This is a genomic window from Thermus tengchongensis, from assembly GCF_021462405.1.
Lineage (GTDB): Bacteria > Deinococcota > Deinococci > Deinococcales > Thermaceae > Thermus > Thermus tengchongensis.
The window spans coordinates 1-11,927 of sequence record NZ_JAKEDU010000023.1; the positions used below are offsets into that span (position 1 = coordinate 1).

The following is an 11,927-nucleotide window of genomic DNA, read 5'->3' on the forward strand; positions in this document are numbered from 1 at the left end:
TCTGGGTACTGAGATGTTTCAGTTCCCCAGGTTCCCCCCGCTCAAAGAGCGGTGACCCGTGTTCCCACGGGCCGGGTTCCCCCATTCGGACATCCAGGGATCAACGCCCGCTACCGGCTCCCCCTGGCTTATCGCAGGTAGCCACGTCCTTCATCGGCTCGGGTGCCAAGGCATCCACCGTGGGCCCTTAGCATCTTGACCCTCCAAGACCGCTCCACACGGCCTTGACTCACCTATTCCTCCACCCCAGCTTTCAAGATCCCCCGCCGCCCCTTCAGGCAGCGCAAAGAAAAAAGTACCAGACCCAAGCACCTCTGTCAAGGGGGGTGGGCGGGGTCTCAGGGTAAGCTAAGGCCATGCGTGGCCTACTGGCTCGGCTTTTCTTAAACACCCTGGCCCTTTGGGTAGTGAGCCTGGTATACCCTGGGGTTTCCTTCGCCCGGGAAGCGGGGCTTCTAGACTACCTGGTGGCAGGGGCCGTATGGGGGCTGGCCAACGCCCTGCTGCGGCCCATCCTCCTTTTCCTGACCCTACCCTTAAACCTTTTGACCCTGGGGCTTTTCACCTTGGTGGTCAACGGGATGGTGCTCTACCTGGTGGCCCAGGCCACCGCCCTCGAGGTGCACGGATTCGCCGGAGCTCTGGTTGGAGCCCTGATCCTATCCCTGGTGAGCCTTTTCCTTACCTGGTTGTTGCGGGATTAACGGTTTTCCATCACGTAGCGGGAAAGCTCCTCGATCAGGACCTCCTGCTCGGTGATGATGGCCTTGACCGCATCCCCGATGGAAACCACCCCCACCACCCTTCCTTCCTCCAAGACAGGAAGGTGCCGCACCCGGTGCTCGGTCATCAGGCGCATGGCCTCTTCCAAGGTGGTTTCGGGAGTCACCGTGATCACCTCGCGGGTCATGACCTCCTCCACCCGGGTGTCCTTGGAAAACCGGCCCAAGAGGACCAGCTTCCGAGCATAATCCCGCTCGGAGAAGACGCCGAGGAGCCTCTCTCCCTCCATGACCAGGAGGGCCCCGATGTCGTGCTCGGCCAGCTTCTTGAGGGCCTCCAACACCGTGGCCTGGGGATGAACGCTATAGACCCCTCCCCCCTTGCGCACAAGAACCTGCCGAACGGTCATAGAACCTCCTTTCCTTTAGGGGTTCATTATACCAGACCGGGCAAGCGCTTATCGCACGGTGAGGACCGGCCCCACCGCATGGCGCACCACGTATTCGGCGGTGCTCCCCAGGATCAGGCGGCGCACTGGCGCTCCCAGGGCCAAAAGATCCGAGGGGGTTTGCAAGGACAGAAGATGCTCTGCGGGATCGCCCGAGAAGGCCAGGGACTCCACCCGGATCCCCTGGTCCTGCAAGTAGGTCTGCGCCTCGAGGGCCCAGGTTCCCGCCTGCACCGGATCGTCGTGCACGCTCACCACCCGCACTAAAAGCCCCAGGGGTTTGGCCAAACTGGCTAAGGTGTGCAAGGCCCGCACCGCGCTTTCCGAAGCGTTGTATCCCAGGATGGCCCCTTCTATCTCCACGTAGTCGGTGGGCGCCACCAAAACCGGGGTAGGCGAGGTTCTTAAAACCCTATCCACGGTGCTTCCCAACCCCACGAAACTACCCCCATGGGCTTCCCCGCTTCGGCCCATGACCAGGAGGTCTGCGGTGCGGGCATGGCGTAGGATCACCTCATGGGGCAACCCGGTTTCCACGAAGACCTCCACCTGAAGCCCCGCCTCCTCAGCGCTTTTGCGAATGCGCTCCAATAAGGCCTCGCCATGGGCGGAAAGGGCCTTTTCCAGCTCTTCCCGATAGGCGGGCACGGGCACGGTAAGGGCCCCGAAGTCCATGAGCTCCAGCACCCGGATGAGGCGGGAATCCCGGACGTAAAGGGCCACCAGCTTGGCGGAAAGCTTGTAGCAAAGCCACTCCGCCAGCACTTCCGCTCCCCGGGCCTGGAGAGAGCCATCTGTGGCCAGAAGGATTCTCATGGATCCATCTTACGGCCCTCAGGCCCAGCCCCCGGTTCCCGTACCCCCTGGGCCAAGGCCCAAGCGGGCAGGATCAAGGTCCCCAAGGCCAGGAGAACCGGCATCACACCAAAGACCTCGATCAAGTGTCCTATGGGGGCGTAGAAGAGCCCGGCGAAACCCCAAGTAAAGCCCATGAGAAGCCCGGAAACCGTGGCCGTCTGGCCCGGTTCCAGCTCCTGGGCCAAGGCCACGGCCACCGGGATCCCCGCGTTCATCAAGGCCCCGGTGAGGGCCAAAAGGGCCAGGTAGAGCGCATCCCCAGGGGGCAGGAAAAGAAGGCCCAGATATAGGGGAAGCCCGAAGGCCAGGGTCCCCACCAAAACCGCCTTCCGCCCTAAGCGGTCGGAAAGGGTGCCCCCAAGGAAGGCGCCCAAGGTGGCGGAGAAGCTATAGGTGGAAAGGCTTAAGGCAATGTACGCATCGGAAAGGTGCCTTTGGGTAAACCAATAGGGTAAAGTGGTGGAAAAGCTCATAAACACCAGGCTCCTTAAGGTGGCCATCCCCCAAAGCCGGGCCACGTCCCCGCGAAAAACCCTCAGGAAGTCCTTAAAGCCTGCGGGCTTTCCTTGCCGCCGCACGGGGGGCAAGCGTAGGAGGAGCAAGGCCGGCAACAAGGCAAGCGGGGTTAACCACATTAGGCCCTTAAGCCCCCAGGCCCCCACGGCGAACAAGGCCACCACCGGTCCCAGGGAAAGGCCCAGGTACCCAGCGGACCCGAAAAAGGAAAGCCAAAAGCCCCTCCGCTCCTTAGGGGCAAACTCCCCCACCAGGCTAGCCCCCGAGGCGTGGAAAAGAGCCGAACCTAAGCCGGCAAACCCCAGGACCAAAAGCAGTACCTCGAACCGGGGCCATAGGCCCAAGGAGCCCATGCCCAAAGCCACCAGCACCGGCCCCAAGGCTGCCAAAAGCCTTCGGTCCAACCGGTCGGCGATGAGGCCGGCCAGGGGCTGGAAAAGGCTACCCGTAAGGGAATACACGGACACCAGAAGCCCCACCGTCCCGAGCCCTACCCCAAAGTGGGCCATCAGCTTGGGCAGAAGAGGCGTGAGGAAGTTGGAAAAGAGGTCGTTGACGGTGTGGAGCCAGGCCAAGAGAAGCGGCAGCACCCTCCCATGTTAAACCCCTCTCTCATGGAGGGTGTGTTACAATTCCTCCGTGCTTGTGGGCTTTCCGGTAGGCGGGGGAAAAAGAAAAATGGCGCGCCCGAGAGGACTCGAACCTCTGACCTTCGGCTCCGGAGGCCGACGCTCTGTCCAGCTGAGCTACGGGCGCACTCAGCGGGAAGTATCCTAGCACGCTAAGGAGGAGGCGGTCAAGTGTTCGGTATCAGCAAAAGAGCCATCACCATCCTTTTCGGTCTTCTGGCCTTGGCCTTCGCCGTGGGGGCCATCCTCCTCTTCACCCCGCAGGCGGGGCAGCAGGCGCGGGGCAAACCCGTGCTGTGGGTGAACGGGAAGGCGGTCTACGAGCTGGACCTGCTTAGGTTCCAGGGGAACGACCCTCTTTACGCCGCAAACCCGCAAGGACTTCTCAAGAACCTGGTGGACACCCATTTCCTGGAGCAGGTGATCCTCACCGAGGCCCTCAAGCAGGACGCCGCCCGGGTCCGGGTGAGCAGCGCCGAGGTGCGCAAGGAGGTAGACCGCATCCGGGAACAGTTCGGCTTAAAGGATAAGAAGGCCTACGAGCAGTTCCTGAACCAGGTGGGGTATACGGATGCCCAGCTCAGAGGCGAGATCAAAACCCAGCTCCAGATCCAAAAGCGCCTGGACCAGGTGCGCTCCGCGGCCAAACCCAGCCCGGAGGAAGTCCGCTTCTACTTTGAGGTCTTCCAGGACAAGTACAAGGGGGAAGACCGAGTAAAGGCGCGGCAGATCGTGGTGGACGACAAGAAGCTCGCCGACGAGCTTTTGGCCAAGGCCAAGGCCGGGGAGGACTTCGCCGCCCTGGCTAAGCAATACTCCAAGGTGGGTGCCGAGCAAGGGGGTGCCTTGGGGGCAGGCCCAGGGGAGAACACGCCCAAGCCGGTGACCAAGGTGGTCTTCCCGGACAAGGTGGCGGAGGCGGTCTTCGCCCAGAAGGGGCCGGGCCTGGTGGGGCCCATAGAGGCAGGGGGCCGGTACTACCTGGTGCAGGTGGAGGAGTACTTGCCTGCCAAAACCCCCTCCTTTGAGGAGGTGAAGGAGCAGGTGGAGAAGGACGCCCAAGAAGCCAAGGGCAACGGGGCCCTGGAAACCTACCTCGAGGACCTACGCAAGAAGGCCCAGGTTCGCTTTGCGGAGAACATGCCCTACGTCTACAAGAACCCCCCCGTGGCCCTGGTCAACGGACAGGAGATCCTCCTGAGCCAGGTTCTGCAGCCGGTCTTCGCCAATCAACAGACCGCCGCCCTCATCCAGCAGGGTTTGGGGGAGCTGGCGGTGCAGTTCTTCCTGCCCCAGACCCTGGAGAGCCTCATCGACCGGGATCTCCTGGTGGAGGCCGCCAAGAAGAGCGGCAAGCCCTTCATCGGTAACAAGGACGAGATCGCCCAGGCCTACCTCCTCTACGAAACCCGGGACCTCTCGGCCACGGAGGAGGAGGCCCGGAAGTTCTACGCGGAGAACCCAGCCCTCTTCACCGTGCCGGCCAGCGCCGAGGTGGTGGGGGTCAACTTCAAGAGCGAGGCCAAAGCCAAAGCCTTCCGCGAGGCCGCCCTGCGGGGTGGGGACCTGCAGGCCCTGGCCAAAGCCCAGGAGGGGACAGTGACTGAGTATGGGGCCGTGAACCCCAACCAGTTGCCCGCTGTGCTGGACCGCTTGGTCTTCAAGATCAAGGAAACCTTCCCCAAGGGGCCTTTAGGGGAGGTGAGCGAGGTCATCAAGATGGAGGACGGCACCTTCACCGTGCTACTGGTGCGTAACCGCAAACCCGAGGTGCTCAAGCCCTTCGCCCAGGTGGTCGCCGAGGCCCAACAGGGGGTGGTGGCCAAGAAGCGGCAGAACAAAGTTCAAGAGCTGATCCAAGCCCTGCGCAAGGAGGCCAAGATCGAAAACCGGCTGAGCCAAGTCCTAGCGGAGCTCACCCCCAAAACCGAGGAAAAGCCTCAGGAAAGCAAGCCCCAAGAGCAGGCGCCTGCTAAGCCCTAGCCCAAGGGAAACCCCAGGGGCCCTGGTCCAAGGTGGCCGGGGCCCCTTGGGGTTTTTAAGATGGGACCATGGACCTCCTCAAGCTCCTTACCCTTTACTACGAGGAACGCCCGGACCCGGAAGACCCCCTCCAGCGGGTGGCCTTTGGGACCAGCGGCCACCGGGGTACAAGCCTTAAGGGCACCTTCACCGAGGCCCATGTGCTGGCCATAGCCCAGGCCATTGCCGACTTGCGGGGCTCTTGGGGGGCCACGGGGCCCCTCTTCCTGGCCAAGGACACCCACGCCCTCTCCGAGCCCGCCTGGGCCACGGCCCTTTCGGTGTTTGCTGCCAACGGCCTCGAGGTACGCATCGCCGCGGACGGGGGCCCCACGCCCACCCCCCTGGTCTCCCTGGCCATCCTGGAGCATAACGCCCAACATCCCGCCAAGGCCGACGGGGTCCTCCTCACCCCCAGCCACAACCCCCCCGAGGACGGGGGCTTCAAGTACAACCCTCCCACAGGCGGCCCCGCGGACACCCGCATCACCAAGGCCATAGAGGAAAGGGCCAACGCCCTCCTTGCGGAAGGGCTAAAGGGAGTGAAGCACCTCCCCCTTCGGGAGGCCCTGAAAAGGGCCAAGCCCTTTGACTACGTGGGGCTTTATGTGGGAAAGATCCGGGAGGCCGTGGACCTCGAGGCCATCCGGGCCTCTGGCCTGCGCCTGGGAGTGGATCCTTTGGGGGGTGCGAGCCTAAGGGTGTGGGAGCGGCTGGCCGAGGCCTACCGGCTAAACGTGGAGGTGGCAAACCCCACCCTAGACCCCGCCTTCCGCTTCATGCCCCCTGACCACGACGGCAAGATCCGCATGGACTGCTCCAGCCCCTACGCCATGGCGGGCCTCCTGGCCCTGAAGGAACGCTATGACCTGGCCATCGGCAACGACCCCGATGCCGACCGCCACGGCATCGTGACCAAGAGGGGCCTCATGAACCCCAACCATTACCTGGCCGCTGCCGTCCACCACCTCTACACCACCCGCACCTGGCCTAAGGCCAAGGTGGGCAAGACCGCGGTCACCAGCGCCCTTCTGGACCGGGTGGCCCAGGCCTTGGGCCGGGAGGTGTACGAGACCCCCGTGGGCTTTAAGTACTTTGTGGAGGGGCTTTTGGAAGGCTGGCTCGGCTTCGGGGGCGAAGAGAGCGCTGGAGCGAGCTTCCTCCGCTTTGACGGCAGGCCCTTCTCCACCGACAAGGACGGCCTCCTTCTGGGCCTTTTGGCGGCGGAAATGATGGCCAAGCGGGGGCAAGCCCCGGACGAGCTCTCCGAGGAGCTGGCCCAGACCCTGGGCCGCCCCTATTACGCCCGCAAGGACCTCCCCATCTCTCCCGAGGCCAAGGCCAAGCTGGCCCGCCTCTCCCCCGAGGACGTGGAGGCAAAGGAGCTGGCAGGGGAACCCATCCTGGCCATCCTCACCCGGGCCCCGGGAAACGGGGAGCCCCTGGGGGGCCTCAAGGTGGTCACCCAAAGTGCCTGGTTCGCCGCCCGGCCCAGCGGCACCGAGGACGTGGCCAAAGTGTACGCGGAAAGCTTCAAGGGAGAAGCCCACCTGCAGGAGGTGCTGGAGGCGGCCATGGCCCTGGTGCGCCGGGCCCTTGCCTGATGCTTGTTCAGATTACCCTTCCCAACGCCTCTCGCATTGACACCCCCCAAAACCCCGCATTAAGATGCGGCGGGCTGCATCCTAAGGCGTTGACAAAGGAGGCCGCGAATGGGAGTGCTGATAACCTTATCCCGGTGGATAGACGCCCTCACGGAAGGAGTGGGACGGCTGGTGGTGTGGCTGGTCCTCCTGGTGGCCCTGCTTTCCGCGGGCAACGCCATCATGCGCTACGGCTTCAGCTATAGCTCCAACGCCTACCTCGAGGCCCAGTGGTACATGTTCAGCCTGATCTTCCTCCTGGGGGGGGCCTACGCCCTGAAGCACAACGCCCACGTGCGCATCGATCTCGTCTTCGGCCGCTTCTCTAAGCGCACCCAAGCCTGGATCGACATCATAGGCACGGTGCTCTTCCTCCTCCCCATGGCCATAGGGGTCATCTACCTCTCCTGGGACTGGGCGAAAGGCTCCTTCCTCGGGCGGGAGATGTCCCCCGACGTAGGCGGTCTTCCCCGCTGGCCCATCAAGCTGGCCTTGCCCTTGGGGTTCGCCCTCTTGGCCTTGCAGGGTCTTTCTGAGCTCATCAAGCGCATCGCCTACCTGACCGGGCACCTCCAGATGACGGCAGAAGAGCAGGAGGTGGTGGAATGAACCTGGAAAACCTCATGCCTCCCCTGATGTTCCTAGCCCTGGTGGTCTTCCTGCTCTCCGGGTACCCGGTGGCCTTCTCCCTGGGGGCGGTGGGCATCGTGTTCGGTTTTTTGGGGATAGCCCTGGACATCTTCCCCGCCCCTCTCCTACGGGCCATGCCCGACCGCATCTTCGGCATCATGTCCAACCAGCTTCTCCTGGCCATCCCCTTCTTCACCTTTATGGGCATCATCCTGGAGAAAAGCGGGCTGGCCGAGGACCTTCTGGATACCATGGGTAAGCTCTTCGGCCCCTTCCGGGGGGGGCTGGCCTTGAGCGTGGTCTTCGTGGGAGCCATCCTGGCCGCCACCACCGGGGTCGTCGCCGCCAGTGTCATGGCCATGGGGCTCATCTCCCTGCCCGTCATGCTCAAGTACGGCTACAACCCCCGCTTCGCCAGCGGGGTGATCCTGGGCTCGGCCACCCTGGCCCAGATCGTCCCCCCCAGCGTGGTCCTCATCGTCATGGCCGACCAGCTGGGGGTGAGCGTGGGGGACATGTACAAGGCGGCCCTGATCCCCGCCGGGCTTACGGTGGGCTTCTATTTCCTTTACGTGATCTACGTGGCCCTTTTCCGCCCCAAGTGGGCCCCAGCCCTACCCCTGGAAGCCCGCCCCGATGCGGGCAAGGAGGCCCAGACGGCCTTTGCCCTCCTCTCGTACCTCTTGGTGGGAACCGGGGCCTATGCCGTGGGCCGCTTCCTCCCCTCCTGGGCGGAGTGGCTGGAAGTGCTGGTAGCTTTAGCCCTTTGGACCCTGGTCCTTCTGCCCTGGATCCGCAGAAACCGCCTCCTGCAACGGGCGCTCCTCTCCATGGTGCCTCCCCTGGTCCTCATCTTCCTGGTGCTGGGCACGGTGCTCATCGGCCTGGCCACCCCCACGGAGGCCGGGGCCATGGGGGTGGTGGGGGCCCTGGTCCTGGCGGCCCTGAACCGCAGGCTCTCCTTCCCCGTGCTCTACGGGGCCATGGAGGGCACGGCCAAGCTCACCGCCTTCGTCATCTTCATCCTCATCGGCTCCACCCTGTTCAGCCTGGTCTTCCGTGGGGTGGATGGGGACCTCTGGGTGGAGGGCTTCCTCACGGGCCTTCCGGGGGGTGAGGTGGGTTTCATCCTCTTCGTGATGGTTCTGGTCTTCCTCCTGGGCTTTTTCATCGACTTCTTTGAGATCGCCTTCATCGCCCTGCCCCTCCTGGCCATCGGCGCCGAGGCGCTCAACATCGACAAGCTGTGGTTCGGCCTCCTGGTGGGGGTAAACCTGCAAACCTCCTTCCTCACCCCGCCCTTCGGCTTCGCCCTCTTCTATTTGCGGAACGTGGCCCCCCGGGAGGTGAAGACCGGGGACATCTACCTGGGAGGCATCCCCTTCATCGGCCTCCAGCTCCTGGTGCTGGTCCTGGTCTACTTTCTGCGGGACCCCATCCTGCGGTTTGTAAATGGCCTAGGGGGCTAAAGGGGCAAGCTTATGGGCCCGGGGCGCAAAGCCCCGGGCCCCAGGGTTTTCCCCTACACGGCGGGGAAGGCGAACTGCTCGTAGCCTAGCTCCGCCACCCCGAACCAGCGGTACTGCTCCTCGCGGAAGGCCTTCCAGGCGGTGAAGACCTTGCGGTAGGTGGCGTCCTTGGCCGCCTCTTCCTCGTACCAGTCGAAGGCCGCCTTCTGCGCCGCCCGCATGACGTCGGCAGGCCATTTGCGCAGGCGCACGCCCGCCCGGATGAGGCGCTGGAGGGCCGGGGCGTTCAGCCGGTCGTACTTGGCCATCATCCACTGGTTGGCCTCGGCGGCCGCCACCTCAAAGGCTTGCTGGTACTCCTTGGGCAGACGCCCCCACTCCCGGAGGTTCACGTAGAAGGAGAGCATGGGGCCGGGCTCGTGCCAGCCGGGGTAGTAGTAGAACTTGGCCACCTTGTAGAAGCCAAGCTTCTCGTCGTCGTAAGGCCCCACCCACTCGGCGGCGTCCACTACGCCCCGCTCCAAGGCCGGGTAGATGTCGCCTCCCGCCAGCACCTGGGGCACCACCCCGAGCCGGCTCATCACCTGGCCACCAGGCCCGGGGATGCGCATCTTGAGGCCCCGGAGGTCGGCCACGCCCTTGATTTCCTTGCGGAACCAGCCACCCATCTGCACCCCGGTGTTACCCCCGGGGAACTGAATGATGCCGAAATCGGCGAAGATGGGGCGGAAGAGTTCGATTCCGCCCCCGTGGTACATCCAGGCGTTCTGCTGCCTGGCCGTGAGGCCAAAGGGTACCGCCGTGTCGAAGGCCAACACCTGGGCCTTGCCCACGTAGTAGTAGCTGGCGGTGTGGCCCACCTCCACCGTGCCCTGCTGCACCGCGTCCATTACCTGGAGGCCCGGGACGATCTCCCCCGCCTGGTAAGGCCGGATCTGGAAACGACCCCCGGTAAGGGCGGAAACCCGCTCCGCCAGCACCTCCGCCGCCCCGTAGATGGTGTCCAGGCTTTTGGGGAAGCTAGAAGCCAGCCGCCACCTCACGCTGGGCTGGGCCTGGGCGAATACAGGGCCGAAAGCCGTGCTGGCTGCTACGCCGATACCTGCCTTCTTTAAGAAGTCACGCCGCCTCATTGTCGACCTCCTTAGCGGTCCGGGGGGATTATACCCCACCTGGGGGTGGAAAGCGCAAGTCCCTTTGCAAGTCCATGCGGTCAGCGGACGTAGAAGTAGGTTTCCACCACCTGGTGGCGGCGGGCCCCAGAGGCATCCAGGTAGACCCTGAGCCGGGCATCCCAGTCCGTGTATATCCCTTCCAGGCGCAGGCTCCCGGGCTGGCTCTCCGTGTAGATGGCCCGTACCCGATGGAGACCTCTAGGAGGGGTGAGGGTATAGCGGTAGGCCCCTGGAGGGAGCAGATGGGTGCCCCGGCCCAGGTAGAAGCGGTCGAACTCATAGGTGCGTCCATCGGGGTCTATGGCCACCAGGCTAATCCATCCCGGCTCTGCCAGGGTAAGGAAAAAACGCACCTCCTCCCCTACGTAATACGTAGCCCCCGCCCCCCGGTCCGACTCAAAGCGAAGGATGGAAGGGGAGAAGTCCCAGCGGTAACTGACCGTGATCCCTTCAAGGGTCAGGGTGCAGGCGGAAAGAAGCCCCGCCATTAGAAGCCACAAAAGCCGCATGGCCACCTCTACCCTCAGTTTAGTCCTGAATTGGGACTACTCCTCTTCAGAAAACCTTAAGGGAGCCTGGGCTACCGGGGCAAAGCGCCTGCGATGCACAGGGGAAGGCCCTAGGACTAAAAGAGCCTTGTGGTGATCAGGGGTGCCATAGCCCTTGTGCCGGGCAAACCCGTAACCGGGGTAAAGGCGATCCAACTCCACCATAAGCTGGTCCCGGTGCACCTTGGCCAGGATGCTGGCCGCGGCCACGCTGGGGCTATTCCGGTCCGCTCTGGGAGGGGCAAGGAGGGGCAAGGAAGTGGCCACCTGAAGGTAATCGGTGACCAGAGCTTCAGGGGGTGGATCCAGAAGGTTCAAGGCCCTTTGCGCCGCCAGAAGGGTGGCCTTCAAAACCCCTAGCCGGTCCACCTCCCCTGCCTCCGCCATCCCCAGGGCATGGGCTAAGGCCACCCGACGCACCTCCTCGGCCAAGCGCTCGCGCTCCTTTGGCCTTAAGAGCTTGGAATCGCGGAAAGGGTAGCGTCCAGGAGGCAGGATCACCGCCCCCACCACGATGGGCCCCGCCCAGGCCCCCCGGCCGGCCTCGTCTATCCCAGCCACCCTTAGGCCCATGGACCAGAAGGGGGCCTCGAGGGGTCCCGGTTCCCCTTTCATCCCCTGGCATTATGCCTCGCCTGGTCAACCCTAGCCACCACTACCCCCCCCCACGCGTAGGTGGGCATCCGTAGCAGCCGACCCCCCACCAGGATGAGGGTCTAAGCCTCGCTTCCACCCCTCCCACGATCCCAGCAGGATGGGCTTGGTCACGGGCGTAGCCCGTATCTTGCGGGGGGAGAGATCCCTCGGCACCTTCCGCCCAAGGAGGGGAAGGAAGAGGCCTACCCTCAGGGCTCGCCAGGCGTGGATGCCCTGGGGGTTCCTTCCCGCGGTTGACCCTGCAGGGCCGCCTGGCTCACCCTGAAGGCTTGGAAGGGTGGCGAGAGCTCTCTTCATCTGGGCAAGCTCCCGCCCGAGCCTGCGCCTGAGGTAGGGGTTCTTCTCCTCACGGTGCCGCTCCTTGAGCTGGGCTATCCGCCCCTCGTAGAAGCGGCGGGTGTGGTCGTGAAAGGAGGGGTCCTGGAGGAGGGCTTTCAGGGGTTTGGGGATCTCCTCCTTGAACCCCAAGGCCCGTCGGCCAATCACGTAGGCCGCGGCCACGTCCTTGGACAAGGACAGGAGGGGGGCGTACTTCAGCATCCCGATGGTGGAGGTGTCCTGGGGGTTCACCTCCAGGCTTTGGATGCCCTNTGGTCGTGAAAGGAGGGG

The 11,927-nt window shown here is 64.1% G+C and carries 11 protein-coding genes, 1 tRNA gene, 1 rRNA gene and 1 pseudogene; 5 read left to right on the forward strand and 9 right to left on the reverse strand.

The annotated features are described in order from the left end of the window. Positions 1-201: ribosomal RNA gene (locus L1087_RS12920) — 23S ribosomal RNA — on the reverse strand; the annotation flags it as partial. Positions 202-356: 155 nt separating this feature from the next. On the opposite strand from L1087_RS12920, the gene L1087_RS12925 reads away from it, so the two are divergent. After that, positions 357-704 (forward strand): phage holin family protein, encoded by a 348-nt coding sequence (locus L1087_RS12925; RefSeq protein ID WP_135260206.1) that lies wholly within the window; start codon positions 357-359, stop codon positions 702-704. Here the strand turns inward: L1087_RS12925 and L1087_RS12930 are convergent. From L1087_RS12930 to L1087_RS12945, 4 genes are all read right to left on the reverse strand, one after another. After that, positions 701-1,132 carry a CBS domain-containing protein gene (locus L1087_RS12930; protein WP_135260205.1) on the reverse strand — a complete coding sequence of 144 codons (432 nt, stop codon included), beginning with the start codon at positions 1,130-1,132 and terminating at the stop codon, positions 701-703. The genes L1087_RS12925 and L1087_RS12930 overlap by 4 nt on opposite strands. 48 nt (positions 1,133-1,180) lie before the next feature. Next, complete coding sequence (locus L1087_RS12935; protein WP_234559288.1) at positions 1,181-1,987, reverse strand: universal stress protein; 807 nt, start codon at positions 1,985-1,987, stop codon at positions 1,181-1,183. After that, positions 1,984-3,135, reverse strand: a complete 1,152-nt coding sequence (locus L1087_RS12940) for an MFS transporter (RefSeq protein WP_038040739.1) — start codon at positions 3,133-3,135, stop codon at positions 1,984-1,986. The genes L1087_RS12935 and L1087_RS12940 overlap by 4 nt, the downstream gene beginning before the upstream one ends. An 89-nt stretch (positions 3,136-3,224) precedes the next feature. Next, positions 3,225-3,301 (reverse strand) — tRNA-Arg (locus L1087_RS12945). Between the two features lie 44 nt (positions 3,302-3,345). Between L1087_RS12945 and L1087_RS12950 the strand changes: the two genes are divergently transcribed. The 4 genes from L1087_RS12950 (at position 3,346) to L1087_RS12965 (ending at position 8,938) form a co-directional block, all read left to right on the forward strand. Then, positions 3,346-5,157 carry a peptidyl-prolyl cis-trans isomerase gene (locus L1087_RS12950; protein WP_234559289.1) on the forward strand — a complete coding sequence of 604 codons (1,812 nt, stop codon included), beginning with the start codon at positions 3,346-3,348 and terminating at the stop codon, positions 5,155-5,157. A gap of 68 nt (positions 5,158-5,225) precedes the next feature. Then, positions 5,226-6,800 (forward strand): phosphoglucomutase, encoded by a 1,575-nt coding sequence (locus tag L1087_RS12955; protein ID WP_234559290.1) that lies wholly within the window; start codon positions 5,226-5,228, stop codon positions 6,798-6,800. 108 nt (positions 6,801-6,908) lie between these two features. Further along, positions 6,909-7,448, forward strand: coding sequence for a TRAP transporter small permease subunit (locus L1087_RS12960; RefSeq protein WP_234559291.1), 540 nt, complete (start codon positions 6,909-6,911; stop codon positions 7,446-7,448). Further along, positions 7,445-8,938, forward strand: a complete 1,494-nt coding sequence (locus L1087_RS12965) for a TRAP transporter large permease (protein WP_234559293.1) — start codon at positions 7,445-7,447, stop codon at positions 8,936-8,938. The genes L1087_RS12960 and L1087_RS12965 overlap by 4 nt, the downstream gene beginning before the upstream one ends. A 53-nt stretch (positions 8,939-8,991) precedes the next feature. On the opposite strand, the gene L1087_RS12970 is transcribed toward L1087_RS12965, so the two are convergent. From L1087_RS12970 to L1087_RS12985, 4 genes and pseudogenes are all read right to left on the reverse strand, one after another. Further along, positions 8,992-10,071, reverse strand: coding sequence for a TRAP transporter substrate-binding protein (locus L1087_RS12970; RefSeq protein WP_038040747.1), 1,080 nt, complete (start codon positions 10,069-10,071; stop codon positions 8,992-8,994). An 80-nt stretch (positions 10,072-10,151) separates the two neighbouring features. Continuing rightward, entirely contained in the window at positions 10,152-10,622 is a 471-nt protein-coding gene (locus L1087_RS12975; protein ID WP_234559295.1) for a DUF4384 domain-containing protein, read from the reverse strand. 36 nt (positions 10,623-10,658) lie between these two features. After that, positions 10,659-11,276 (reverse strand): ribonuclease HII, encoded by a 618-nt coding sequence (locus L1087_RS12980; protein WP_234559296.1) that lies wholly within the window; start codon positions 11,274-11,276, stop codon positions 10,659-10,661. 30 nt (positions 11,277-11,306) lie between these two features. Next, positions 11,307-11,927, reverse strand: a pseudogene (locus tag L1087_RS12985) (IS200/IS605 family accessory protein TnpB-related protein); the annotation flags it as partial.